The sequence below is a fragment of the Pseudomonas fluorescens genome, assembly GCF_000802965.1.
Taxonomy (GTDB): domain Bacteria; phylum Pseudomonadota; class Gammaproteobacteria; order Pseudomonadales; family Pseudomonadaceae; genus Aquipseudomonas; species Aquipseudomonas fluorescens_A.
Genome location: NZ_JSAK01000001.1, coordinates 239,092 through 264,864, shown reverse-complemented (window position 1 = coordinate 264,864; position 25,773 = coordinate 239,092). Strand labels below are relative to the sequence as shown.

Here is a 25,773-nt window from a genome sequence, read left to right as displayed (position 1 = left end):
ATTTTTTTGTATACAATAATTCTCGAAAAGCGCCACATGCGACGAAAAGCCACAGCAGATAGGGCTTCAGACGAATGAAACGAGCGCTTGAGAAAATGAATTGACCTGCGCCGTCCGCCGTGAATACACTCTGCGCAAAGCCACTTGTATACAATTACAAAACGTAAGAGGCACAAAACCATGAGCAAAATGAGAGCAATCGAAGCCGCCGTTCTGGTGATGCGCCGTGAAGGGGTTGATACCGCTTTTGGCATCCCAGGTGCCGCCATCAACCCGCTGTACTCCGCCCTGCAAAAGGTCGGCGGCATCGATCACGTCCTCGCTCGCCACGTTGAAGGCGCGTCGCACATGGCCGAGGGTTACACCCGCACCAAGGCCGGCAACATTGGCGTGTGCATCGGCACTTCCGGCCCGGCCGGTACTGACATGGTCACCGGGCTCTACAGCGCCTCGGCCGACTCGATTCCAATCCTCTGCATCACAGGGCAAGCACCCCGCGCCCGTATGCACAAGGAAGACTTCCAGGCTGTCGACATCACCAGCATCGTCAAGCCGGTGACCAAGTGGGCGACCACGGTACTGGAGCCGGGCCAAGTGCCTTACGCGTTTCAGAAAGCGTTCTTTGAAATGCGCTCCGGCCGCCCAGGCCCGGTGCTGATCGACCTGCCGTTCGACGTGCAGATGGCCGAAATCGAATTCGATATCGACGCTTACCAGCCACTGCCGTTGGCCAAGCCGACCGCCAGCCGCGTTCAAGTCGAGAAAGCTCTGGCCTTGCTCGATCAAGCCGAGCGCCCATTGCTGGTGGCCGGTGGCGGCATCATCAATGCCGACGCCAGCGATTTGCTGGTCGAGTTCGCCGAGCTGACCGGTATTCCGGTTATCCCGACCCTGATGGGCTGGGGCACCATTCCCGACGATCACCCGCTGATGGTGGGCATGGTCGGCCTGCAAACTTCGCATCGTTATGGCAACGCCACCCTGTTGAAATCCGACGTGGTGCTGGGTATCGGTAACCGTTGGGCCAACCGTCACACCGGTTCGGTCGATGTGTACACCGAAGGCCGCAAGTTCATTCACGTCGACATCGAAGGCACGCAGATCGGCCGTGTGTTCACCCCGGACCTTGGCATCGTTTCCGACGCTGCCGCCGCGCTGACCGTGTTCATCGAAGTCGCTCGCGAATGGCAAGCCGCCGGCAAGCTGAAAAACCGCAGTGCCTGGCTGCAAGACTGCCAGCAGCGCAAAGCCAGCCTGCAGCGCAAGACTCACTTCGACAACGTGCCGGTCAAGCCTCAGCGCGTTTACGAAGAGATGAACCAGGTGTTCGGCAAAGACACTTGCTACGTCAGCACCATCGGTTTGTCGCAGATTGCCGGCGCGCAGTTCCTGCACGTCTACAAGCCGCGTCACTGGATCAACTGCGGTCAGGCCGGCCCGTTGGGCTGGACCATTCCGGCGGCGCTGGGCGTGGTCAAGGCTGATCCGAACCGTAAAGTGGTGGCCCTGTCGGGGGACTATGACTTCCAGTTCATGATCGAAGAATTGGCAGTGGGCGCGCAGTTCAAGCTGCCGTACATTCACGTTGTGGTGAACAACTCGTACTTGGGGCTGATCCGTCAGGCGCAGCGCGGTTTCGAAATGGACTACTGCGTGCAGCTGTCCTTCGATAACCTCAACGCGCCGGAACTCAACGGTTACGGTGTTGACCACGTCGCGGTGGCCGAAGGCCTCGGTTGCAAGGCGCTGCGTGTGTTCGAACCGGCCCAGATCCAGCCTGCCCTGCGCAAGGCCCAGGAGCTGATCGAAGAGTTCAAGGTTCCGGTGATCGTCGAGATTATCCTGGAACGCGTGACCAACATTTCCATGGGTACCGAGATCAACGCCGTCAACGAATTCGAAGACCTGGCGCTGGTCGGCAACGACGCACCGACGGCGATTTCGTTGCTTGATTAACGGTTGATCGCTCCCTTTTGTGGGAGCGAGCCTGTGTGGCGAGGGAGCTTGCTCCCGCTGGGACGCGAAGCGGCCCCAAAAGCTTTGCGACTGCTTCGCAGCCGAGCGGGAGCAAGCTCCCTCGCCACACAGCTCGCTCCTACGGGGAACTCATACAAATTCTGGAGACCACCATGCCGCGTTTCGCAGCCAACCTGTCCATGCTGTTCACCGAACAGGACTTCCTCGCCCGTTTCGAAGCGGCCGCCAAGGCCGGTTTCAGTGGTGTCGAGTACCTGTTCCCCTACGACTTCAGCTCGGCCGAAATCAAGGCCAAGCTCGACGCCAACGGTCTGACCCAAGTGCTGTTCAACCTGCCGGCCGGTGACTGGGCCAAGGGCGAGCGCGGTATCGCGTGCCTGCCGGACCGGGTTGAAGAATTCCGCGCGGGTGTCGATCTGGCGATTGCTTACGCGCAAGTGCTGGGCAACACCCAGGTCAACTGCCTGGCCGGTATTCGCCCACAAGGCGTCGACGATGCCACCGTGGAAAAAACCTTCGTTGCCAACCTCAAGTACGCGGCCGACAAGCTGCAAGCGGCGGGTATCAAACTGGTGATGGAAGCGATCAACACCCGCGACATTCCAGGCTTCTACCTGAACAACACGGCGCAAGCCCTGTCGATTCGCGAGCAGGTCGGCAGCGCCAATCTGTTCCTGCAATACGACATCTATCACATGCAAATCATGGAAGGCGATCTGGCCCGCACCCTGCAATCGCATCTGGGCGAGATCAACCATGTGCAGCTCGCGGACAACCCGGGGCGCAACGAGCCAGGTACCGGTGAAATCAACTACCGCTTCCTGTTCGAACACCTTGACCGTATTGGTTATCAAGGTTGGGTTGGCTGCGAATACAAACCGCTGACCACCACGGAAGCGGGCCTGGGCTGGCTGAAAACCCATAACGCAATCTGATAATGACACCGGCTTATTGTGGCGAGGGAGCTTGCTCCCGCTCGGCTGCGAAGCAGTCGTAAACCTGCGAAACGGTTTGGCTTGATGCACCGCAGTGAATGGCTTTAGGGGGGCTTCGCCCCCCAGCGGGAGCAAGCTCCCTCGCCACAAGGTGTGCCAGGTTCATTAATTGGCAACACAAAAACAAGAGGATTTTCTCATGGCTAAAATCGGATTTATCGGCACCGGCATCATGGGCCACCCAATGGCGGCGAACCTGCAGAAAGCCGGTCACAGCCTGTTCCTTTCGCAACACCACGACGCCGCGCCTGCCGACCTGATCGCCGCTGGCGCAGTCGCCCTGGCGAACCCGAAAGAAGTCGCGCAAGAAGCCGAATTCATCATCGTCATGGTCCCGGATACCCCGCAGGTCGATGACGTGCTGTTCCGCGCCGATGGTATTGCCGCCGGTGTTGGCAAAGGCAAAGTCGTGATCGACATGAGCTCGATCTCGCCGACCGCCACCAAAGCCTTCGCCGCCAAGATCAACGAAAAAGGTGCGCAGTACCTCGACGCGCCAGTGTCCGGCGGTGAAGTCGGCGCCAAGGCTGCCACCCTGAGCATCATGGTCGGCGGTGATGCCGATGCCTTCGAACGCGCCCTGCCGCTGTTCCAGGCGATGGGCAAGAACATCACCCTGGTCGGTGGTAACGGCGACGGTCAGACCGCGAAAGTGGCCAACCAGATCATCGTGGCGCTGAACATTCAGGCGGTGGCCGAAGCCCTGCTGTTCGCTTCGAAAAACGGTGCCGATCCTGCCAAGGTCCGTGAAGCGCTGATGGGCGGTTTTGCTTCGTCGAAGATCCTCGAAGTGCACGGCGAGCGCATGATCAAGGGCACCTTCGATCCAGGCTTCCGCATCAGCCTGCACCAGAAGGACCTGAACCTGGCCCTGCAAGGCGCCAAGGAGCTGAACATCAATTTGCCGAACACCGCCAACACCCAGCAAGTGTTCAGCACCTGCGCGGCCATCGGCGGCAGCAACTGGGACCACTCGGCGCTGATCAAGGGCCTGGAACACATGGCGAATTTCTCGATTCGCGATAAATAACATTCGCCGCAATACCTGTGGGAGCTGGCTTGCCAGCGATGGCATCGCCTCGATCTACCTGAACGAGCGCGGCGCCTGAATCGCTGGCAAGCAAGCTCCCACAGGACCGGCGTCGCAACACCTGCTGTCGTCTTATCCCAATAACAAGAATTCCGGGAGCCCGCCATGTCGGTCGATCCGCAACAATTCCTGCGCGAGCTGTTCGCCACAGCCATCGACGCGGCCCATCCGCAGCAAGTCCTCGAAGCCCATTTGCCTGCCGACCGCAGTGGTCGTGTGATCGTCATCGGCGCCGGTAAAGCCGCCGCCGCCATGGCTCAAGTGGTAGAGCGTTGCTGGCAGGGTGAAGTGTCTGGTCTGGTGGTGACCCGTTACGGTCACGGCGCCCCGTGCGAAAAAATCGAAGTGGTCGAAGCCGCGCATCCGGTGCCTGATGCTGCCGGTCAGGCCGTTGCCAAGCGTGTCTTTGAACTGGTCAGCGACCTGACGGAAAACGACCGCGTGATCTTCCTGCTCTCCGGCGGCGGCTCGGCTCTGCTGGCATTGCCGGCCGAAGGCATCACCCTGGCCGACAAGCAATCGATCAACAAAGCCCTGCTCAAATCCGGCGCGACCATCGGCGAGATGAACTGCGTGCGCAAGCACCTCTCGGCGATCAAGGGCGGGCGTCTGGGCAAAGCCTGCTGGCCTGCCACTGTTTATACCTATGCGATTTCCGATGTGCCGGGCGACCTCGCCACGGTCATCGCCTCCGGCCCCACCGTGGCCGACCCGAGTACCTCGGCTGAAGCGCTGGCGATCCTCAAGCGCTACAACATCGAAGTGCCGGCCTCCGTGCGCAACTGGCTGCAAAGCCCGGAATCGGAGACGGTCAAACCCGGCGATCCGAGCCTGGCCCGCAGTCATTTCCAATTGATCGCCCGTCCGCAGCAATCCCTGGAAGCGGCGGCGGTGAAATGCCGTCAGGCCGGTTTCAGCCCGTTGATCCTCGGTGACCTGGAAGGCGAATCCCGCGAAGTAGCCAAAGTCCACGCCGGTATCGCCCGCCAAGTGGTGCTACATGGACAGCCGTTGCCGGCGCCGTGCGTGATTCTCTCCAGCGGCGAAACCACCGTGACCGTGCGCGGCAATGGCCGCGGCGGACGCAACGCCGAGTTCCTGCTCAGCCTGACCGACAGCCTCAAGGGCCTGCCTGGCGTTTATGCGCTGGCCGGTGACACCGATGGCATCGACGGCTCCGAAGACAACGCCGGCGCGATCATGACCCCGGACAGCTACGCCCGCGCCGCCGCCCTCGGTTTGAGCGCCAGCGACGAGTTGGACAACAACAATGGCTACGGCTATTTCGAGGCGCTGGATGCACTGATCGTTACCGAGCCGACCCGCACCAACGTCAACGACTTCCGCGCCATTCTGATCCTCGAGAGCCCTAAACATGACGCCTGATAAAAAGGTCAAAATCCTCGCCACCCTCGGCCCGGCCACCAACGGGATCGACGACATCCGCGAGCTGGTGCAGGCCGGGGTCAACATCTTCCGCCTGAACTTCAGCCACGGCGATCACGCCGACCATGCCAAGCGCTATCAGTGGATCCGTGAAGTCGAACGCCAGCTGAATTATCCGCTGGGCATTCTGATGGACCTGCAAGGCCCGAAGCTGCGGGTCGGCAAGTTCGCCGAGGGCAAGGTGCAGTTGCATCGCGGCCAGGCTTTGCGCCTGGACCTCGACGCCACGCCGGGCGATGAGCGCCGGGTCAACCTGCCGCACCCGGAAATCATCGCCGCGCTGGAGCCGGGCATGGACCTGCTGCTTGACGACGGCAAGTTGCGCCTGCGAGTGGTCACCAAATACGCCGACGCCATCGACACCACCGTGCTCAATGGCGGCGAACTCTCGGACCGCAAAGGCGTGAACGTGCCGCAAGCAGTGCTCGACCTCAGTCCGTTGACCGCCAAGGATCGTCGCGATTTGAGTTTCGGTCTGGAACTGGGTGTGGACTGGGTGGCGCTGTCGTTTGTGCAGCGTCCGGACGACATCCGCGAAGCCCGCACGCTGATCGGCGACAAAGCGTTCCTGATGGCCAAAATCGAGAAACCTTCGGCCGTTGAACAACTGCGCGAGATCGCCGAGTTGAGCGACGCAATCATGGTGGCTCGCGGTGATCTGGGCGTGGAAGTGCCCGCCGAAAGCGTGCCGCAGATCCAGAAAAACATCATCAGCACCTGCCGCCAACTTGGCAAACCGGTGGTGGTGGCGACGCAGATGCTGGAGTCGATGCGCTTCTCACCGGCGCCAACCCGCGCCGAGGTAACCGATGTGGCCAACGCCGTGGCCGAAGGTGCGGACGCGGTGATGCTGTCAGCGGAAACCGCGTCCGGCGAATACCCGCTCGAAGCCGTGCAGATGATGAGCAAGATCATCCGCCAAGTGGAAAACGGCCCGGATTATCAGACCCAACTGGACGTCAGCCGACCGAAAGCCGAGGCCACGGTTTCCGATGCCATCAGTTGCGCGATTCGCCGCATCAGCAACGTGCTGCCGGTGGCGGTGCTGGTGAACTACAGCGAGTCAGGCACATCGAGCCTGCGTGCGGCACGGGAACGGCCGACCGTGCCGATCCTCAATCTCACGCCGAACCTGCAAACCGCGCGTCGCCTGACTGTGGCGTGGGGTGTGCACTCGGTGGTCAATGACCGCCTGCGTCAGGTCGATGAAGTGTGTTCCACAGCGTTGGAAATTGCCCAGGCCCAGGGCATGGCGCAGCGTGGCGATACGTTGTTGATCACCGCGGGTGTGCCGTTTGGGCAGCCGGGGTCGACTAACTCACTGCGTATCGAGACGTTGATTTAACAAACATTATTTGTGGCGAGGGAGCTTGCTCCCGCTCGGCTGCGCAGCAGTCGTCGCTTTGATGACGGGTTCCACAGAGAAACCGCGTTCAGCGAATTAGGGCTGCTTCGCACCCCAGCGGGAGCAAGCTCCCTCGCCACAGAGTTTGTGCAAGACCTTGGTTTTCCCACTGCCCAGACTTCATCATGCCTGCCAACCATTTCAACACCTGCCCCGACTGGGCGGAAGCTTTGCTCAACGGCTTCAGCCAGATATTCCTCCAGCGTCATCCGCTGTTCGGTCTTTTGTGCCTGCTCGCCATCCTGTGTACCGCGCCTGCCTTGCTCGGCGGTGCACTGCTCGGCGGTGTCGCCGGGTTGCTCACCGCGCAGCGTCGTGGCTATGCCAAGGCCGATCGCCAGGCCGGGCTTTTCAGCTACAACGGCGTCTTGCTCGGACTGTTGCTGAGCCTTTATTTTCCCTGGTCGGCGATGATGCCGCCGCTGATTCTGGCTGCCGGCGGCCTGAGTGCGATGATCACGCAACAGTGGCTCAAACGCGTGCGGGTCAGCCAATACCTACCGGCCTACACCGCGCCCTTCGTCGTGCTGAGCTGGTTGCTGCTGTGCTTCGCAACCCCCTCGACCCAGGCGCATATGATCGAAGTCAGCACACTGAACATGCTTGCCGCACCACTCAAAGGGCTCGGCCAGGTGATGTTCCTCGGTCATCCGCTGGCCGGTGCGTTAATTGCCGCCGGTTTGCTGATCGCCGATCGTCGCGCGTTCTGCTGGGCGTTGTTGGCGTCTGTCGCGGGCATGGGTTGGAGCCTGCTGCACCACGACTTCTATACCGCATTGCTCGGCCTCGGTGGCTACAACGCCGTGCTCGCCGCCCTCGCCCTCAGCTCGCAACGCCAGCAGCCATGGCTGCCGCTGGTCGGCATTGCCTTGGCGCTGTTGCTGACGCCGATGTTTGCCGCCATCGGTCTGCCCACGCTGACCGCACCGTTCATTCTTGCCTGCTGGCTGGTTCGCAGTGCTGTGCAAATGTTTGCCAAGGCCACGGTCACCCGTACGCCTTGCACTCTGGAGGAGAATCAACCTAGGCTGCGCTGATCATTGAGTCAGGCGTTTTCCATGGACAGCAGCAAAAACTGGCGTGAAGAGCTTTACGTCATGATTTTCCAGAGCGACACCAAGGCGGGTCGGCGCTTCGACGGCATTCTGCTGTTGATCATCCTCGCCAGCCTGGTGATCGTGATGCTCGACAGCATCGACAGCATTCACAAAAACTACGCCGATGTACTCGCCTACATCGAGTGGGGTTTCACCGTCATCTTCCTGGGCGAATACATTCTTCGGCTGTATTGCTCGCCCAAGCCTTTGCGCTACGCCTTCAGTTTTTACGGGCTGGTGGATTTGCTGGCGATCGTGCCCGGGATCCTCGCGCTGTATTACGCTGATGCGCAGTATTTGCTGATTATCCGGATCATCCGGATGCTGCGGATTTTCCGCGTGCTCAAGCTCAGCCCTTACCTGAAACAAGCCAATTACCTGATGTCCGCCCTGCGCGGCAGCAAGCAGAAGATCGTGGTGTTTCTGGTCAGCGTCTGCACGCTGGTGACGGTGTTCGGCACGTTGATGTATGTGATCGAAGGCCCGGAACACGGCTTTACCAGCATCCCCAAAGGCATCTATTGGGCTATCGTGACCCTGACCACCGTGGGCTTCGGCGACATCGTGCCGAAGACTCCGCTGGGTCAGGTGATTTCGTCACTGGTGATGATCACCGGTTACTCCATCATCGCCGTGCCCACCGGGATTTTCACCGCCGAACTGGCCAACGCCATGCGCGGTGAACAGCTGCAACACAACTGCCCGGTGTGCCGCAAAAGCAACCACGAACACGGCGCCGCTTTCTGTTCCCGTTGCGGCAATGCCCTGTTCAAAAAACTGGAATAAGCAAAGTGCTTTTTAATCTTTAAAGGACTATGCGAGCCCGGCTATAGTCGCTGGCAAAATGGTATCGCTTTCAACACACAAAACCCGTAGGAGCTGCCGCAGGCTGCGATCTTTTGATCTTGATTTTCAGGAGCAAGATCAAAAGAACGCAGCCTGCGGCAGCTCCCACACAACAGAACAAGGAATTCGCAGTGAAAAAAATCTTTGGCGCTTCACTTCTGGCCGCTGGCCTGGCCCTGACCAGCATGGCTCAGGCCGCACCGACCCTGCTCAACGTTTCCTACGACGTGATGCGCGATTTCTACAAGGACTACAACACTGCGTTCCAGAAGCACTGGCAGGCCGAGCACAACGAAAACATCACCCTGCAGATGTCCTTCGGCGGTTCGAGCAAACAGGCGCGCTCGGTCATCGACGGCCTGCCGGCTGACGTGATCACCATGAACATGGCCACCGACATCAACGCCCTGGCGGACAACGGCAAACTGGTCCCGGACAACTGGGTCACCCGCTTGCCAAACAACAGCGCGCCCTTCACTTCGGCCACTGTGTTCATCGTCCGCAAAGGCAACCCGAAAGCGCTGAAAGACTGGCCGGATCTGCTCAAGGATGGCGTGCAAGTCATCGTGCCGAACCCGAAAACTTCGGGAAACGGTCGCTACACCTACCTGTCGGCCTGGGGCTACGTGCTGAAAAACGGCGGCGACGAAAACAAGGCTAAGGACTTCGTCGGCAAGCTGTTCAAGCAAGCGCCAGTGCTGGATACCGGTGGTCGCGCCGCTACGACGACCTTCATGACCAACCAGATCGGCGACGTGCTGGTGACCTTCGAGAACGAAGCTGAAATGATCGCCCGCGAGTTCGGCCGTGATCAGTTCGAAGTGATCTACCCAAGCGTCTCCGCCGAAGCTGAGCCGCCGGTGTCGGTGGTCGACAAAACCGTCGACAAGAAAGGCACCCGCGCCGCCGCCGAGGAATATCTGAAGTATCTGTGGTCGCCGGAAGGCCAGGAAATCGCCGCCGCCAACTACCTGCGTCCGCGTGACCCGGCCGTGCTGGCCAAGTACACCGACCGCTTCCCGAAAGTCGACTTCCTGTCGGTAGAGAAGACCTTCGGCGACTGGCGCACCGTGCAGAAGACCCACTTCAATGATGGCGGGATTTTCGATCAGATTTATGCGCAGTAAATAAAAGGCTGAGAAAAACGTAACCTTCTGTAGGAGCCGGCTTGCTGGCGATTGCGATTCGTCAGGCGACAACTGTGTCGACTGTACGTACGAGATCGCCAGCAAGCCGGCTCCTACAGGTTTAGCGCTCGCGATCAGCTCAAATTCCCGCAAAAGATAGCCTGATGGCCATCCGCCGGACTTTCCCGCACCACTAACGCATAACCGCCCGCCCGAAGTGTTTCCACGGCTACCGGTGCGCTTTTCCAGAAATATTGCATCGATGCCTGCGAATAAAACCGCGCATTCGGTCCTTCGTTCATGTCATAGGCCGGTTTCGAACCCAGGCTCGCGCAACTACCCGGATAGATGTAGGCCATCAAACGGCCTGGCAATGCGCTGCCCATGGACTCGCCACTGACCGCGAACCAGAACACCGTTGAATGCCCGTCGGGCATCATGATGGGCCGGGCGATATTCCCGGCATTAATGGAAGTAGCGTTCAAGGGAATGTTGGTGACCTGATTGTCAGGCACTGTCGAACACCCGGAGATGCACCCAACCGCTACCACCAACGCCAGCGAAGATACGATTTTCATCGTGGAACTCCCGCTTAACAAGGACGCGTTGAAGTGATTCCCCCTGTAGAGTCTAGCGTTCAGGGGATTACGGGCGGTTCTTCGGATGGTCGGTCATGGTGGTTTTGACTGTGTCCTGTAGGAGCTGCCGCAGGCTCGGGCCACGTTCGGACGATCTTTTGATCTTGATCTTTTAAAGTCAAAAGATCGCAGCCTCGTTGCACTCGACAGCTCCTACAGGGGGACGGGGTTACATCGGGGGTGTGACACCATCCTTGCCTGCGGAAATGGACTGTGCGGTGAGCGTACCGTCCGCGCTTTGGGTCGCGAACGTGACGATTTTCACGCCCACCTTGAGCAAGCTGCGGTCACCCGGTATCAGGTTGACGATCGGCACGTCTTCCGGCACCAGGATTTTCTGTTGGCCGCCCTTGTAGTTGACGGTCAGCACCCGGCCATTGCTCACCACCAGATCCCCGACGCTGCCGTTGGTCATGCTGCTGCCCTTGACCAGGTCGAAAGGCCGATGACCGTCGCCACTGCCGGCCAGCTCCGGCGGGAAGACGTGGACTTCCAGCGCCTTGAGGGTGCCATCCTCTTGAGGAATGGCGGCGGAACCAATGTAGCTGCCGGGCTTGATGTCTTCGATGTTGGCCAGGGTGACGGCGCGGACTTTGGTGTCCTTGGTCAGGTTGATGACCACGTTTTCGCCGCTGGTGGCGTGCACTTTCAGCACGTCAGGGCTGACGCCGGTAATCTCGCCGCGCACACCGATGCGCATGCCCGGTGCGTCCTGTGCCAGGGCCATGCCTGCCGTAAACAGGCTGACCAGCGTAGCAACCGAAACGCCGCGAATCAGGTGACGAACCATCGTATTCATGGAGTAGCCTTCCTGTCAGGAAACGTGAAGTGCGAACATAAGCACGCTATCGAACAAGATGTAAGTGAATGTATCATCGCTCCCTGAAGTTCTGACGCAACGGCCATCGGCCGACGGCACGCTCGTTCGTCACTCATTCCGCAATGGAATGACTGCTATCACTCCAATCCCACTTCCGCCGTTTCAGTCAGCCCTTTAGCCTGCGCGCATTCCCATCTGTTCAGCGAGACACGTTATGAACCCAGCGACTCAGGTGCCTCACGGCACCGCGACAATGACCCGAGGCATGGTGCTGCTGTTCGCCTTCTGCTGCGGCGCCATCGTGGCCAACATCTACTACGCCCAACCGATCATCGGCCTGATCGCGCCGGACATCGGCCTGACCAATACCATGGCCAGCCTGATCGTTTCTCTGACCCAGATCGGTTACGCGCTGGGCCTGTTTTTCCTGGTGCCGCTGGGGGATTTGCTGGAGAACCGGCGACTGATGATCATCACCACGCTGGTGGCGATTGCCAGCTTGTTGGGCGCGGCGTTTACCGATCAGCCGAATGTGTTTTTGCTGATTTCCCTATTGGTCGGATTCAGTTCGGTGTCGGTACAGATCCTGATTCCGCTGGCCGCACACCTGGCGCCGGAAGAATCTCGCGGCCGAGTGGTCGGCGGGATCATGGGCGGATTGTTGCTGGGGATTCTGCTGGCGCGACCCGTGTCCAGTGTCGTCGCCGACCACTTCGGCTGGCGCGCGATGTTTGTGATTGCGGCCGTGTTGATGGCGGCCATCAGCATCGTGCTGGCCCTGACGATTCCCAAGCGCCAGCCTGATCACAGTGCTTCCTATGGCCAACTGCTGGGTTCGCTTTGGACCCTGTTGCGCAAACAACCGGTCCTGCGCCAGCGTGCGTTTTATCAGGGTTGCATGTTCGCCACCTTCAGCCTGTTCTGGACCGCGGTGCCGTTGGAACTGGCGCGCAATCACGGCTTGTCGCAATCGCAGATCGCCATTTTCGCGCTGGTCGGGGCCATCGGTGCCATCGCTGCGCCGATCGCCGGACGACTGGCCGATGCCGGGCACACGCGCATCGCCTCGTTGCTGGCCCTGCTGTTCGCCAGCCTGAGCTTCCTGCCGGCCTTCATTCATCCGGCCTACAGCGTCATCGGCCTCGCGGTGACAGGCGTGGTGCTCGATTTCTGCGTGCAGATGAACATGGTTCTCGGCCAACGCGCGGTCTACGCCCTCGACGCCAAAAGCCGCAGCCGCCTGAATGCGCTGTACATGACCAGCATCTTTATCGGCGGTGCGTTCGGCTCGTCGGTGGCCAGTGCAGTGTATGAACACGGTGGCTGGTTGTGGATCGTGATCGTCGGCAGTGCGTTTCCACTGTTGGCGCTGTTGCGGTTTTTGAGTGTTTCAGAGAAACCATCGTTGGCGACGGCATAAGAAGCCAAAAGCATCGCGAGCAGGCTCGCTCCCACAGGTCTGATACGAACCTGTGGGAGCGAAGGCGATTAAGCTGACGCGACTCAGTGTCGAACCAGCTTCTCCATCGCCGCATCCGCCAAAAAAGACGAACGACTTTTGACGTTGTGCTCGCGAACGTAACGGTCGATACGCTGGATCACGTACCCAGGCAACGTCACATTGACCTTCTCGGTCTTGCCCATATAGGGCGAGATGTCGATTTCCAGCATGCCCCAGCCCATCCCGATGTAGTCGGGATTGCCGAGATGTTCAGCCGTCGACGTTGGCATCGGAATATCCCGGCCTTCGGCCGCGATTTCCTGCAGCAATAGGTGGGCAATTTCCACGGCGGCGTTATAGGCATCTTCAAACGTATCCCCGGCGGTTGCCGCACCGGGAATATCGGGGATCTGAATACCGATGGCGGTGTTCTCGTCGCCCCACTCGATACAGATGGGATATTGCATTATGGATCTCCTGCGTAACTGGCGGGCGGGCAAAATAGCCCGGCGCGCCTCCTGATGCTCTTGACCGTCCCGATCGGTAAATCCTTTTTCGGATGGGGGACGGGAATCGTGTGTGGGTTGTATCGGTGAGTGAAGATGTGATGACTGCCCGTGATTCGATCCAGCACCCAACCAGCCTCTTCCAGCTCCTTGATCAATAGCCTGCTCTGCACCAACAGCCTCCTTGCTACGGTCAAACAAAAATAACTCTAGAGTTATCTTTACTCAAGCACAGAAATACCGATCACGACGTCCGGTTGTTTTACAGAGTGTGATTCGTTACGCCGGGATCGACCCGGATTACACTCAACGGCCACGCGGACAGCGCTAATCCTTTGTAGGAACGAGCCTGCTCCTACAATGGCCCAGCGCCAACTTTCAGAATTGAAAAAGGACCTACGATGGACCGTCTCGCCGCAATGGAAACTTTCGTCTACGTGGTGGAAACCGGTTCATTTTCTGCTGCCGCACGACGCCTGAATATCGGCCAGCCCGCCGTTTCGAAAGCCATCGCGCAGCTTGAGGCGCGGCTTGCGGTTCGGCTGTTGTTGCGCTCGACCCGTGGCCTCACGCCCACCGAAGCAGGCCTGGCATTTTTTGAACGAGCCAAACGCGCCATCGAAGAATCCGACGAAGCTGACAACGCCGCTCGCGGCGCCGCCAGTGGACTGAGTGGCAACCTGCGCATTTGCGCCGCCGTGACCTTCGGCCGGCTGCACATCGTGCCGCAGCTGGGGCCGTTTCTCGATCAGAACCCGGAACTGAACATCGACCTGATGCTCGATGATCGCAACATCAATCTCGTCGAAGAAGGCGTCGACCTTGCCCTGCGCTTGGGCGCCCTGAGTGACTCAGGCCTCACCGCGCGCAAGATTGCCGAATGCCGGCGCGTAGTACTCGGTACACCCGCTTACTTTGCCAAACACGGCGAGCCCACCTGCCCCGCCGATCTGAGCGAACATCAGGCAATCATCTACAGCCTGGGCGGCAGCGCCAATGGGCCGTTCAAGAAGGCCGATGAAGAACAGCCCGTGATCATCAACGGTCGCATCCGCGTCAGTGCGGCCGAGGGTCTGCGTGCTGCGGTGCTCACCGATCAGGGGCTAGCCTTGGCGTCGGAGTGGATGTTTGCTTCAGAACTCGCCAACGGTACTGTCAGGGAAGCCATGCGGGATTGGACGCTGCCGAATCAAGACCTGTGGGCCGTGTTTCCAACCGGTAGAATGGCCAGTGCCAAGGCTCGGGCGTTCGTGGAGTATGTGCAGGGATTGCTGACGAAAGAGGTCTGAAGGCCCTCAAACAAGATCAAAAGATCGCAGCCTTCGGCAGCTCCTACAGGGAGTCGCGTGACTTGTAGGAGCTGCCGAAGGCTGCGATCTTTTCGGCGTCAAACCACACACCCATCAAACCCCACACTGACATTACCCGGCAGCTCACCTCGATGCTCCATCAACCACGCATCCAGCGTATGCCCGACATGCGTCAACACCGCCGAAGCCGGTTGCAACTCGCCAATGCACTGCAACGCCAGGTTCAGATCATTATGGTTGCGCGGCGCCTGTGGCTGCGGGGGCATGGAGCAGTCGAGCACCAGCACATCCAGCGGCTGGCGTTGCAGAAACTCCGTGGTGGCCGGTGGCAGGCCGACGGTGTCCGTCAGGTAAGCGATATGCCGCCCCTCGCCTTCCAGCAAATAACCGAGGGTCGGTTTGGAGTGCAGAAGAGGCAGCGCGGTCACGCTCAAGGTTCCGAAGGTTTGGGTTTCGAAGGCCTCGAACGGTTGGCTGAAATCGAGAATGCCGGGATGTTTGTAGAGGTCAGCCAACCCTTCCGGGTCCACGGGCCCATGAACCGGAATCACCAGGCCCTGGCCCCAGCGCAGATGCAGCAACCCTTGGGCATGATCGGCGTGATAGTGGGTCTGGAAAATGCCGTTGAAGCTGCGCGGGGGAAAGCGTTCGGTAAGGTTTGCCAGACCACTGTCGATCAGCCAGCGCTGATCAGCGCATTCGATCAGCGCGCAGCACGGTTGTCGGCGCCAGCGGTCATCGGTGTGCGCCCGAACACAGGCCGGGCATTCGCAACCGTAGACCGGCACCTGTCTCGCATCACCGGTGCCCAGCAGTGTCAGGCGCATGCGGCTGGCTCTTCAATGCAGGCCAATAGCCGTTCGACCGTGCGTTCGATCGGTCCGGAGTTGTCGAGCAAATGCACATCCGAATTGTCAGCCAGCAGATTTTCACTGAATCGCGCATTGCGCGCCAATCGCTGATCAATCTCCGCGACGGACTCACGCCCGCGCGCCAACAGTCGCTCGCGCAACACGGCTTGATCCACCGTCAGCAACAACACCAGCACATGCGGATAGCGCTCACGTGTTTGCTTCAGATGCCCGCGCGAACCATTGACCAACACGTCCTGACCCGCCGCCAGCCAATCATCGATTTCCAGCGGGATGCCATAGGCCAGACCATTGGCGTGCCAGCTCAGGGCAAACGCGCCCTGAGCTTCCATCCCGGCAAACCGCTCCGGGCTGACGCCTTGCGCCGCTTCACCCACCGCTTCCGCCGAGCGGGTGATGACCCGCCGCACGATGCGGCAGCCGCGCTCGGCCAACCGCGTTCGTGCGGCATCCAGCAGGCTGTCCTTGCCCGAACCTGAAGGCCCGATGAGATAGATCAACCTGCCCGCCATCAAAACACCCTCTTCGCTTGTCGCCAGACTTGTTGGACCACCGGCAGGCCGTCCAGGCTCCGTGCTTGCAGCAGATCCGCACGCAAGCCCGGTGCAATTTCACCACGATCACTCAACCCGGCAGCCCTGGCCGGGGCGAGGCTGACCATGCGCACCGCTGCGGCCAGGCCGATGCGGTTATTCTGGGCCGCCAGCGCAAATGCGGCTTGCAGCAGACTCGACGGGTAGTAGTCACTGGACAGGATGTCCAGCAGCCCTTCTCCCGCCAGATCAGCGGCGGCCACGTTACCCGAGTGCGAACCGCCGCGCACGATGTTCGGTGCGCCCATCAACACCTTCATGCCCTGCTCCCGGCAACCGCGCGCCGCCTCGACGGTGGTCGGGAATTCGGCGATGGTCATGCCGTAGCGAGCCGATTCTTCGACATGGGCCAGGGTCGCGTCGTCATGGCTGGCCACTGACAGGCCACGCGCCAGGCAATGCTCGACAATCGCCGCGCGATAGCGGTCGCTGTATTCCCGGGAGTTAGCCATCTGCAAGGTAATGAATTCGTCCATCTGGGTCGTGGTCAGGTGGTATTTGCCCATGTAGTACTCACGGTACTTGGACTCCAACACGAATTGGCGCTGACCCGGCGAATGGTCCATCACCGACACCAGTTGCACCAACGGATGCTCTACCAGATCGCGGAACACACTCAGAGTGTCCGGGTGGCACAGTTCGCAGCGCAAGTGCAGACGATGCTCGGCGCGGGTCAGCCCGGCGTCGGAGGCGCTGGAGATTGCTTCGAGCATCGCCGGCAATTTCTGCATGCGATTGCCCTTGGGGTTGACGTCGCCGATGGACACGGCGTCGAACACCGTGGTGATGCCAGCCGCGATGATCTGCGCGTCATGGCTGAGCACGGCCGAGCGCGACGGCCAGTCCACGCCGGGGCGCGGGGTCATGTGCTTTTCCAGGTTGTCGGTGTGCAATTCCACCAGGCCGGGCAGCAGATAATCACCGTTGAGATCCTGAGCCTGAGGCAAGCGACTCGGGCCTTCGGCGATCTCCGCGATCAAGCCGTCACGCAGCACCACGGTGCCGTAGAACACACGATCGGCGGTGACCAGTTGGGCATTGCTGAGGATCTGTTCAACGGGCATCGGCGTATTCCTCTTGGCTTGCAACGGCAGGCGTCATGTCCAGATGGCGGTCGGCAACCGCCTCGCGAGCGACACGGTCGTGGAAGATGCCGATCAGCGCGGCACCCGCTTCCTTGGCTTCGTTCATCAGTTCCAGCACCACCTGACGATTGTTGTCGTCCAGCGAAGCGGTCGGTTCGTCGATCAACATTACCGGCCACGCCACCATGAAGCCGCGGGCGATGTTGACCCGCTGCTGCTCGCCCCCGGAGAAGGTGCCGGGCGCCAGTTGCCACAGGCGTTGCGGAATGTTCAGGCGCGTGAGCAGCAATTCGGCGCGCGATTGCGCCAGCTGTTTCGACCACCCCCGGGCCAGCGCTGGCTCCATCACCACGTCCAGGCACGCCACTCGCGGAATCACCCGCAGAAACTGGCTGACGTATCCGAGGGTGCGTTGGCGCACTTGCAGAATGTCCCGAGGCTCGGCGCCCACCAATTCCAGCCACTGGCCGTCGTGCTGCACGCGGATGCTGCCGCCCGCCGGCAGATAGTTGCCATACAAGGTGCGCAGCAAGGTGCTTTTGCCGGCGCCGGACTGGCCGTGCAGCACCAGGCATTCACCACCCGCCACGCTGAAATCCACGCCACGCAGCACGTTGAGGACCACGCCGTTCTGCTGATGCAAGGTGAAGGTTTTCGAGAGGTCACGGACCTCGATCAAGGTATTCATCGCTCGGTTTCCACAGTTGGACGGGGCTTCACGGCTGCAACACCGAAGACACCAGCAGTTGCGAATAAGGGTGTTGTGGATCGTCGAGGATCTGGTCGGTCAGGCCGGTTTCCACCACCCGCGAACGGCGCATCACCATCAAGCGATCGGCCAGCAGACGCGCCACCGCCAGGTCGTGGGTGACGATCACCACCGCCAGGTCCAATTCCCGCACCAACCCGCGCAACAGATCGAGCAAGCGCGCCTGCACCGACACATCGAGGCCGCCAGTCGGCTCGTCCATGAACACCAGACGCGGGCTCGACACCAGGTTTCGGGCGATTTGCAGGCGTTGTTGCATGCCGCCGGAGAAAGTCCGGGGCAAGTCGTCGATGCGCTGCGGATCGATTTCCACCTGGCTCAGCCAGTCGAGTCCGGCACCGCGCAGTTGCTGATAATTGCGCACGCCTTGGGCCATCAAGCGCTCGCCGATGTTGGCCCCGGCGGACACGCCCATGCGCAAACCATCACGCGGGTTCTGCTCGACGAAACCCCATTCGGTGCGCAGCAAGGTGCGGCGCTCGGCTTCGCTGGCGCTGTACAGGTCCAGCCATTGGTCCTGTTTGTCGCGGTAACCGATGCGGCCGTTTTGCGGCGGAAGGCGTCCGCTGAGCAGCGAGAGCAAGGTGGATTTGCCCGAACCCGACTCGCCGACAATCCCCAGCACTTCACCGGGGTACAAATCGAAACTGACGTCCTGACAGCCTTTCTCCGGTCCATACAACAGCGACAAATCATGCACTTGCAGCAAAGGCTCGGTGGACACGGGCAGTTGGTTTTTCAGCGCCTGGTTCATTGGCCCTGCTCCTGCTGGCTGACGCGCTGGGCGCAGTAATAGGTGTCGGAACAGACGAAGCTCTGGGTGCCGGCGTCGTCGAGAATCAGCTCGTCAAGGAACGAGTCGTGGCTACCGCAAATGGCGCAGCACTCTTCCCACTTCTGCGCTTCGAACGGGTGATCCTCGAAGTCGAGGCTGGTGACTTTGGTGTACGGCGGCACCGCGTACAGACGCTTCTCGCGACCGGCGCCGAACAGCATCAGCGCCGGGCTCATGTCGAGTTTCGGGTTGTCGAATTTAGGGATCGGCGACGGGTCCATCACGTAGCGCTCATCGACCATCACCGGGTAGGCATAGGCCGTGGCGATGTGGCCGAAGGTGGCGATGTCTTCGTAGAGTTTGACGTGCATGACCCCGTAATCGTTGAGGGCGTGCATGGTCCGGGTCTCGGTTTCCGACGGTTCGATGAAGCGCAGCGGCTCGGGAATCGGCACTTGGTAAACCATGATCTGGTCGGCGTGCAGCGGCGTTTCCGGGATGCGGTGACGGGTCTGGATCACTGTCGCGTCCGGGGTGCTTTCAGTGGTCGCGACACCCGCCGTGCGAGCGAAGAAGCGACGGATCGACACGGCGTTGGTGGTGTCATCCGCGCCCTGGTCGATGACCTTGAGCACGTCGTCGTCACCGAGAATCGCGGCGGTCAATTGCATGCCTCCGGTGCCCCAGCCGTAAGGCAACGGCATTTCGCGACCACCGAACGGCACCTGATAGCCGGGGATCGCCACGGCCTTGAGCAAGGCGCGACGGATCATGCGCTTGGTCTGTTCATCGAGGTAGGCGAAGTTGTACGCCGCGTCTCGTACCGGCGCCTGGGTCATATCATTCATGGCTTTGCCCCTCGGCGGGTTTGCGCAGTTTGCGGATCAGTTCCAGTTCGGCCTGGAAGTCCACGTAGTGAGGTAATTTCAGGTGCGAAACAAAACCGGCGGCCTCGACGTTGTCGCAGTGCATCAGCACGAACTCTTCCTGCTGCGCCGGGGATTCGATCTCTTCGTTGAACTCCTTGGCGCGCAACGCACGGTCGACCAGCGCCATGCCCATGGCCTTGCGCTCGGCGTGCCCGAAGGCCAGACCGTAGCCACGGGTGAACTGCGCCAGCTCCGTTGCGGAACCGACGAACTGGTTGACCATCTCGCACTCGGTGACTTCGATGCAGCCCAGATTGATCGGGAACCCCAGCTCTTCAGGCTCGATCCACACCTCGACTTCACCGATACGAATTTCCCCGGCGAACGGGTGATTGCGCCCGTAACCGCGCTGGGTCGAATAGCCCAGCGCCAACAGGAAACCTTCATCACCACGGGCCAACGCTTGCAGGCGTTCGGCGCGGCTGGCGGGCAGTTCCAGCGGATCGCGGGTGATGTCGGCTACGGTTTCATTGTTGTCGGTTTCGTTCTTGATCAAGCCTTCCTGGGCCAGCAGACCAAGGACTCGCGGGCATGGTTCGAGGCGGGCGTTCGCGGTTGTTTGCGGTCCCGGATATTCGCCTTCGGCAAGCAAGGCAAAATCCAGCAGACGATGGGTGTAATCGAAGGTCGGCCCCAGCAGTTGCCCGCCCGGCACGTCCTTGAAGGTTGCCGACAAGCGACGGCTGAGCTGCATGTTCGAAGTATCGATCGGCAGGCTCGGGCTGAAGCGCGGCAACGTGGTGCGGTAGGCACGCAGCAGAAAGATCGCTTCCACCAGATCCCCCGCCGCTTGCTTGATCGCCAGCGCAGCCAGCTCTTCGTCGTACAGCGAGCCTTCGCTCATCACCCGCGCCACTGCCAGCGGCAGTTGCTGACGAATCTGCTCGACGCTCAGCTCAGTGACCGAGGTGTCGCCCCGGCGTTTTTTCGCCAGCAGGCGGTGGGCATTGTCGATGGCCTGTTCGCCACCCTTGACGGCTACGTACATCAGACGCGCTCCTTTGCGATGCGGGTGCTGCGCGGCAGACCGATCAGCTCATGGTCGGCGGTGAAAAACAGGTCGAGGCCCCGGGGGAATTCGTTGCGCCGTTCGCGTTCAGTCCAGAAGCCCTCGGCCACTGGCAGCGCCACGCCGTGTTCGGTTTCGATTCCCGGCCCGCGCCACATCAGCCCTGCTCCGCCGTCGAGAGTTGGCAGCTGAACCAGCAGCGTGCATGACTGATCGGGGTAGCGATCGTTGCCGTGATCGAAGCCGCTCAGGTCGAGCAAATCGTCGGCGGCAAGCAAGGCGAATCGCGCGGCCTCTCTGTTTGCGGTGAGCGGGCAGCCACAGTGGAACGTCAGGTTGGCGCGGATCTGCGGCGTGTCGAAGGACGGTGCCAGCCACAGTGGCGTGTCGACATCCAGCAGCGCGAGACACAAGGCGTAGGTCGCAGGCTCCAGCCCTTCGAGGCTCGGCGAGGCTTGCAGGGTCTGGATCAGACCGGGGCCGGCCAAGGCTTTCAGTGCCGCGCGGAAACCGCGTTGGGCATCCAGCACCGGGTCGGCGAACGCCGGTTGCAACAGCTGTGCGCTCATCAGTTTTCTCCTCGCACGAGGGTGAAGAATTCCACTTTGGTGGCGGCGGTTTCCGCCTCTTTTTGCGCCCGACGTTCGGCCTGAATGGCCGCCAGTGGCGTGATCATTTCCGCCAACCAGTGACGCTGTTGCACACCCTGCAAATGCGCGTCGGCCAAGGCGGCGAGTTCTGCGTGGACCTTGTCGCGCCCGGCCAGATAGCTGTGGCCGGTACGGCCATCAGCCAGGCGCACCACGCAACGGGTCACGCTCATTTCGCCAACGTTGAACGGCGCACCGTTGCCGCCCATGCGGCCACGCACCAGGGTCATGCCGATTTCCGGGGCGCGAATCAGTTGGTACTCGATGTCGCGCAGCGCCGCTTCATGGGGCTGTAATTCATCGCGGCGGGCGCGGGCCAGCACGCCGATCCAGTGCTGGCGTTCGGTGTGAGGAACAAGGTTCTGCATGGCGTTCTCCATCAGGTGACGACCTGGTACTGGAAGCGATCCGAACGGCTGGTGGACTGGGCAAGCTCCACCGCTCGGCCGTCGCGATCACGGGAAAGGGTGAACACACTCAGCGCCGGCAAATGCCGGGGCATCATCAAAAGCGCGGCTTCTTCGCGGTTGGGCAGGCGTGCGCCGATCAGACTTTGGGTGCGAATCAGGGGCAGGTCCCGCTCGCTCAGGTACTGGCGCAGCGAACCACCGGTGTAGTCAGCCAGCAGCGGCGCATGGCTGGCGCAGTAGCGATGGCGAATCAGGCTGACCGGTTGGCCGTCGAGCTTGCGCAGGGTTTGCAATTCGATCATCGGCGCCATCTCGCTCAGGCCCAGGTGCTGGGCTTCTTCACGGCTGGCGAAGCAGTAGCGACGCTTGAGCAACACCGCCTCGACGCCCAAACCCTGGGCCGACAGCGACTGGCTGTAGGCACTGTCGGCGGCCATCGGGTAAATCAGCGGCCGTTCCAGCACTTGGGTGCCTTTGCCCTGACGCCGAAGCAGGCTGCCTTCGAACACCAGCTCATCAATGGCGCGGCGCAAGGTATGGCGGTTGACGCCGAAGCGTTCGGCCAACTGCACCTCGGCGGGCAGGAAGTCCCCGGCGCGAAAGTCACTCAATTCACGACGCAGGATGTCGGCGAGTTCGCGGTACACCGGTTCATCTTGTCTAGACAACTGCATGCTTTAAAAAAAGCGCCCGCAGGCACCCCTCCGAAGATCAGATGAACTGCTTGCGCAGGCGTTGCGAGAGGATGTCGATCAGGCTGACAACGACGATGATCACCAGCAGCACGGCGCAGGTCTGGACAAACTGGAAGGCGCGGATGTTCTCCCAGAGGATCACGCCGATCCCGCCGGCACCGACCATGCCCACCACCGTCGCCGAGCGCACGTTGGCCTCGAAACGGTACAGCGCGTACGAAACCCACAGCGGCATCACTTGCGGAATCACGCCGTAGATCACCTCTTGCAGCGCACTGGCACCGGTGGCGCGAACGCCTTCGACCGGGCCTGGATCGATGGCTTCGACCGCTTCGGCGAACAGCTTGGCGAGTACGCCGGTGGTGCTGATCCACAGCGCGAGAACGCCGGCAAACGGACCGAGGCCGACCGCCACCACGAACAACATGGCGAAGACCATTTCGTTGATCGAACGGAACGCGTCCATCACCCGACGCAGCGGTTGATGAATCCACCAAGGAGTGATGTTTTCCGAGCAGAGGATGCCCAGCGGCACCGAGCAGACAATCGCCAACACCGTGCCCCACAGGGCGATTTGTACGGTGACGATCATTTCCTTGAGGTAAGCGCGCCATTCATGGAAGTCCGGCGGGAAGAAATCTGCGGCGAAGGTCGCCATGTTTCCCGAGTCGCGGTACAGCGCCATCGGATTCATTTCAGCGCCGTGCCAGGCCCAGGCCAGCAGGACCAGAAAAAGGCCCCAACCGGCGTACTGCGGCCAGGTTCGTTTGCCGACGGCTTCAGCGTGGAGAGTGGTCATGAGGGTTCTCTAAATTGCGTTACGCAGAACCTGTAGGAGCGAGCCTGCTCGCGATGGTCGTAAACGATGACGCGGGAAACCGGGAGAAATGCGGTGTCCCTACGTTCATCGCGAGCAGGCTCGCTCCTACAGGGGTTAGCCGTTGGCTGCGGATTTTTTGTCGACGGTTTTGTCGAGCAAGGTGATGCGCTCTTGCAGCTTCGCCAGCTCAGCATCGATATCGGCGAGCTTCTTGGCCTTGTCTCCCGCTTCAAGCTTGGTGTCGGCAATGATCGTTGTGCGCTGCTTGAACAGTTCCAGCTGACGAATCGGCAGCAACTGGTCGTCGCTCGACTTGAGGAACTTGCCCAACTGCATACCCGCAAGCACGGCCTTCTCGGCGTCGGTGTCGCCGTAGCTGAAGATGAAATCGCGGATCTTCTGCTTCTCGCTGTCGCTCAGCGCCTTGCTCCACACCAGCGGGTCGGCGGGGATCAACGGCGACTTCCAGATCACTTTCAGCAGCGCGGCTTTATCGGGCTGGGTGACTTCCAGGCGATCCCAGCTTTCGGTGTTGAAGGTCGCCACATCCAGTTGACCCTTGGCCACGCTCAGCGCGTTGACTTCATGGCTGGAGTTGAGGGTGCGCTTGAACGCGGTGGCGGCGTCGACGTTGTTCTTGGCGAACACGTAGTAGCCCGGCACCAGATAGCCCGAAGTGGAGTTAGGGTCGCCGTTGCCGAAGGTCAGGTTCTTGGCGTTTTTCAACATGTCTTCAACGGAGTTGATCGGGCTGTCCTTGCGCGCGATCAACACACTCCAGTAGCCGGCGGCGCCACTGGCGGCTGCGGTCTGGGCGAAAATTTCACCGTTGGAACGGTCCACAGCTTCGATGGCAGCCTTGTTGCCCAGCCACGCGACATCGACCTTGTTGAAGCGCATGCCCTGGATCAGGCCAGCGTAGTCGGAGGCAAACGTGGCGTTGATTTTCAGGCCGGTCTGCTTCTGCATGTCATCCAGGAACGGCTGCCAGATGCTCTTGAGGTTCTGCGAGGACTCGGTGGACATGATGCCGAAGTTGATGGCTTTTTCTTCAGCCTGGGCGGTGCCCATGACGCAACTGGCGAGCAGTGCTGCACCAGCAAAAACGCGACCGATACGGTTCAACATGGAAAGGCTTCCTGAGGGTGAACGGTTGGGAATTGAGGGATGTTTAGGCGCGGGCCATTACCAGCCGGGGCGTGGCTTCGTTGGCGCGGATGTGGTCGGAACACATCAGGCTGGTGTCGATGTCGGCACCATACAAATCGTTGAGGAACTGCCCGCTCAGCTCGGCGGCACGACCATCGAAATGGATGCGCCCGCCCTTGAGCGCCACGGCACGCGGACAATAGCGGGTGGCGTAGTCGACTTGATGCAGGGTCACCACCACGGTCTTGCCGTCGCGGCGGTTGATGTCGGCGAGGATTTCCATGACTTTGCGTGCCGATTCCGGGTCGAGGGAGGCGATCGGCTCATCCGCCAAAATCACTTCGGCTCGCTGGGTCAGTGCACGGGCAATGGCCACGCGTTGCTGCTGACCACCGGAAAGGGTCGACGCTCGTTGCGCCGCCAGATCAGCCAGGCCGACACGGTCCAGGGATTCCATGGCGAACTGTTTTTCTTCGGCATTGAACAGGCTCAAATTGCCACGCCAGCGCGGCATGCGGCCCAGGCAACCGAGCAGCACGTTGTCGAGCACGCTCAGGCGGTTGACCAGGTTGAATTGCTGAAAGATGTAGCCGATGTCCGCCCGCAGGCGCCGCACCTTGCCATTGAGCCGCCCGCTCGCCTGCACTTCCCGACCCAGCACCTTGACGCTGCCGCCGTTGTTTTTATCGCAACAGGCCAAGCCCGCGAGGTGGCGCAGCAGGGTGGACTTGCCGGAGCCGGACGCGCCAATCAGCGCGACCATCTCACCGGCCGCGATGGTCAGCTCGAGGTCGACCAGTGCGGTTTTACGCGCAAAGGTCTTGTTCAGATGATCGACATGGATAGCTGCGTTCATGGGCTTCTCTGTCTGGTTGAACAGCCGTCCGTGGCTGCATTTGAGTTCAACAGACTTTAGGCACGGGCTGTGTCAGCCCTATGACTCGCACATGTCACTGGATTAACTATTTGATGAAGGTTTTGTGAATGGTTGAGCTGGCCATTCGCCCGGTTGGTCCTTGTTTGCACAGCCCTTTGATCACCAGCGATCCTTGTGGGAGCTGGCTTGCCAGCGATGGCATGGCGCCCTGACAGTCGACCAATGTTCCTCCTGATGTCCACGTTCCTCTGTGGGAGCTGGCTTGCCAGCGATTGCGGCCTGACAGCCAACCAATTTCTTTCAGGTGTACATATCCATTCCTGCGGTAACGACCTCTTAGGGTTCCGCCCTTACGGCGGGTCACTTGGAAAAGCCCCAAGTAACCAAGGGCTTTGCCCCTGTCGTTCGGTGCCTCGCTAATGCTCGGCATGCCCTCGCTCCG

27 protein-coding genes and 1 pseudogene are annotated in these 25,773 nt (G+C 60.7%); 10 read left to right on the top strand and 18 right to left on the bottom strand.

The annotated features are described in order from the left end of the window. The first annotated feature begins 180 nt into the window (after nt 1–180). From gcl to NL64_RS01185, 8 genes are all read left to right on the top strand, one after another. Complete coding sequence (gcl, locus tag NL64_RS01220) at nt 181–1,956, top strand: glyoxylate carboligase (protein ID WP_034146335.1); 1,776 nt, start codon at nt 181–183, stop codon at nt 1,954–1,956. 173 nt (nt 1,957–2,129) lie between these two features. Then, complete coding sequence (gene hyi / locus NL64_RS01215) at nt 2,130–2,912, top strand: hydroxypyruvate isomerase (RefSeq protein WP_008026777.1); 783 nt, start codon at nt 2,130–2,132, stop codon at nt 2,910–2,912. A 199-nt stretch (nt 2,913–3,111) separates the two neighbouring features. Further along, nucleotides 3,112–4,002: a 2-hydroxy-3-oxopropionate reductase gene (locus tag NL64_RS01210; RefSeq protein ID WP_034146334.1), complete on the top strand. Its 891-nt coding sequence runs from the start codon at nt 3,112–3,114 to the stop codon at nt 4,000–4,002. 165 nt (nt 4,003–4,167) lie between these two features. Beyond that, nucleotides 4,168–5,448 (top strand): glycerate kinase type-2 family protein, encoded by a 1,281-nt coding sequence (locus tag NL64_RS01205; RefSeq protein ID WP_034146333.1) that lies wholly within the window; start codon nt 4,168–4,170, stop codon nt 5,446–5,448. Next, complete coding sequence (gene pyk, locus NL64_RS01200) at nt 5,438–6,853, top strand: pyruvate kinase (protein WP_034146332.1); 1,416 nt, start codon at nt 5,438–5,440, stop codon at nt 6,851–6,853. Before NL64_RS01205 ends, pyk begins: the two co-directional genes overlap by 11 nt. 185 nt (nt 6,854–7,038) lie before the next feature. Continuing rightward, entirely contained in the window at nt 7,039–7,950 is a 912-nt protein-coding gene (locus NL64_RS01195; protein ID WP_034146331.1) for an urea transporter, read from the top strand. Between the two features lie 21 nt (nt 7,951–7,971). Then, complete coding sequence (locus tag NL64_RS01190; protein ID WP_034146330.1) at nt 7,972–8,796, top strand: ion transporter; 825 nt, start codon at nt 7,972–7,974, stop codon at nt 8,794–8,796. 191 nt (nt 8,797–8,987) lie between these two features. Continuing rightward, nucleotides 8,988–9,983, top strand: a complete 996-nt coding sequence (locus NL64_RS01185; protein ID WP_034146329.1) for a sulfate ABC transporter substrate-binding protein — start codon at nt 8,988–8,990, stop codon at nt 9,981–9,983. A gap of 134 nt (nt 9,984–10,117) precedes the next feature. Here NL64_RS01185 and NL64_RS01180 read toward each other — a convergent pair whose 3' ends face one another. Both NL64_RS01180 and NL64_RS01175 read right to left on the bottom strand, forming a co-directional pair. Further along, nucleotides 10,118–10,561, bottom strand: coding sequence for a hypothetical protein (locus tag NL64_RS01180; protein ID WP_034146328.1), 444 nt, complete (start codon nt 10,559–10,561; stop codon nt 10,118–10,120). A gap of 229 nt (nt 10,562–10,790) precedes the next feature. Next, on the bottom strand, nt 10,791–11,420 hold the full coding sequence (locus tag NL64_RS01175) for a hypothetical protein (protein ID WP_080757822.1): 630 nt from the start codon (nt 11,418–11,420) through the stop codon (nt 10,791–10,793). Nucleotides 11,421–11,655: 235 nt separating this feature from the next. Between NL64_RS01175 and NL64_RS01170 the strand changes: the two genes are divergently transcribed. After that, a complete protein-coding gene (locus NL64_RS01170; RefSeq protein WP_034146327.1) occupies nt 11,656–12,861 on the top strand; it encodes an MFS transporter in 1,206 nt (401 codons plus the stop codon). An 83-nt stretch (nt 12,862–12,944) separates the two neighbouring features. Here the strand turns inward: NL64_RS01170 and NL64_RS01165 are convergent, their stop codons facing one another. Continuing rightward, complete coding sequence (locus NL64_RS01165) at nt 12,945–13,349, bottom strand: type II toxin-antitoxin system HicB family antitoxin (RefSeq protein ID WP_034146326.1); 405 nt, start codon at nt 13,347–13,349, stop codon at nt 12,945–12,947. Continuing rightward, nucleotides 13,349–13,561 carry a type II toxin-antitoxin system HicA family toxin gene (locus tag NL64_RS01160; protein WP_034146325.1) on the bottom strand — a complete coding sequence of 71 codons (213 nt, stop codon included), beginning with the start codon at nt 13,559–13,561 and terminating at the stop codon, nt 13,349–13,351. Before NL64_RS01160 ends, NL64_RS01165 begins: the two co-directional genes overlap by 1 nt. Before the next feature lie 228 nt (nt 13,562–13,789). Here NL64_RS01160 and NL64_RS01155 point away from each other — a divergent pair, with 228 nt between their 5' ends. Further along, nucleotides 13,790–14,677 carry a LysR family transcriptional regulator gene (locus NL64_RS01155; protein WP_034146324.1) on the top strand — a complete coding sequence of 296 codons (888 nt, stop codon included), beginning with the start codon at nt 13,790–13,792 and terminating at the stop codon, nt 14,675–14,677. A gap of 98 nt (nt 14,678–14,775) precedes the next feature. Here NL64_RS01155 and phnP read toward each other — a convergent pair whose 3' ends face one another. From phnP to NL64_RS30460, 14 genes and pseudogenes are all read right to left on the bottom strand, one after another. Continuing rightward, a complete protein-coding gene (phnP, locus tag NL64_RS01150; protein ID WP_034146323.1) occupies nt 14,776–15,525 on the bottom strand; it encodes a phosphonate metabolism protein PhnP in 750 nt (249 codons plus the stop codon). Continuing rightward, a complete protein-coding gene (gene phnN / locus NL64_RS01145) occupies nt 15,516–16,082 on the bottom strand; it encodes a phosphonate metabolism protein/1,5-bisphosphokinase (PRPP-forming) PhnN (RefSeq protein WP_034146322.1) in 567 nt (188 codons plus the stop codon). The genes phnP and phnN overlap by 10 nt, the downstream gene beginning before the upstream one ends. Continuing rightward, a complete protein-coding gene (locus NL64_RS01140) occupies nt 16,082–17,227 on the bottom strand; it encodes an alpha-D-ribose 1-methylphosphonate 5-triphosphate diphosphatase (RefSeq protein WP_034146321.1) in 1,146 nt (381 codons plus the stop codon). The genes phnN and NL64_RS01140 overlap by 1 nt, the downstream gene beginning before the upstream one ends. Further along, the gene (gene phnL, locus NL64_RS01135) at nt 17,217–17,936 is read right to left on the bottom strand and encodes a phosphonate C-P lyase system protein PhnL (RefSeq protein WP_034146320.1); all 720 of its coding nucleotides are present in this window, start codon (nt 17,934–17,936) and stop codon (nt 17,217–17,219) included. The genes NL64_RS01140 and phnL overlap by 11 nt, the downstream gene beginning before the upstream one ends. A 28-nt stretch (nt 17,937–17,964) precedes the next feature. Beyond that, a complete protein-coding gene (gene phnK, locus NL64_RS01130; protein ID WP_034146319.1) occupies nt 17,965–18,771 on the bottom strand; it encodes a phosphonate C-P lyase system protein PhnK in 807 nt (268 codons plus the stop codon). Then, nucleotides 18,768–19,640 carry an alpha-D-ribose 1-methylphosphonate 5-phosphate C-P-lyase PhnJ gene (locus NL64_RS01125; protein ID WP_034146318.1) on the bottom strand — a complete coding sequence of 291 codons (873 nt, stop codon included), beginning with the start codon at nt 19,638–19,640 and terminating at the stop codon, nt 18,768–18,770. The genes phnK and NL64_RS01125 overlap by 4 nt, the downstream gene beginning before the upstream one ends. After that, a complete protein-coding gene (locus tag NL64_RS01120; RefSeq protein ID WP_034146317.1) occupies nt 19,633–20,709 on the bottom strand; it encodes a carbon-phosphorus lyase complex subunit PhnI in 1,077 nt (358 codons plus the stop codon). The genes NL64_RS01125 and NL64_RS01120 overlap by 8 nt, the downstream gene beginning before the upstream one ends. After that, nucleotides 20,709–21,299 (bottom strand): phosphonate C-P lyase system protein PhnH, encoded by a 591-nt coding sequence (phnH, locus tag NL64_RS01115; protein ID WP_034146316.1) that lies wholly within the window; start codon nt 21,297–21,299, stop codon nt 20,709–20,711. Before phnH ends, NL64_RS01120 begins: the two co-directional genes overlap by 1 nt. Then, the gene (gene phnG / locus NL64_RS01110; RefSeq protein ID WP_034146315.1) at nt 21,299–21,748 is read right to left on the bottom strand and encodes a phosphonate C-P lyase system protein PhnG; all 450 of its coding nucleotides are present in this window, start codon (nt 21,746–21,748) and stop codon (nt 21,299–21,301) included. The genes phnH and phnG overlap by 1 nt, the downstream gene beginning before the upstream one ends. Before the next feature lie 11 nt (nt 21,749–21,759). After that, complete coding sequence (gene phnF / locus NL64_RS01105; protein ID WP_080757821.1) at nt 21,760–22,464, bottom strand: phosphonate metabolism transcriptional regulator PhnF; 705 nt, start codon at nt 22,462–22,464, stop codon at nt 21,760–21,762. A gap of 37 nt (nt 22,465–22,501) precedes the next feature. Beyond that, nucleotides 22,502–23,284 (bottom strand): phosphonate ABC transporter, permease protein PhnE, encoded by a 783-nt coding sequence (gene phnE / locus NL64_RS01100; RefSeq protein WP_034146313.1) that lies wholly within the window; start codon nt 23,282–23,284, stop codon nt 22,502–22,504. Between the two features lie 135 nt (nt 23,285–23,419). Continuing rightward, entirely contained in the window at nt 23,420–24,433 is a 1,014-nt protein-coding gene (gene phnD / locus NL64_RS01095) for a phosphonate ABC transporter substrate-binding protein (RefSeq protein ID WP_034146312.1), read from the bottom strand. Nucleotides 24,434–24,476: 43 nt separating this feature from the next. Further along, nucleotides 24,477–25,310, bottom strand: a complete 834-nt coding sequence (gene phnC / locus NL64_RS01090) for a phosphonate ABC transporter ATP-binding protein (protein WP_034146311.1) — start codon at nt 25,308–25,310, stop codon at nt 24,477–24,479. 106 nt (nt 25,311–25,416) lie between these two features. After that, nucleotides 25,417–25,773 (bottom strand): annotated as a pseudogene (locus NL64_RS30460) (hypothetical protein); the annotation flags it as partial.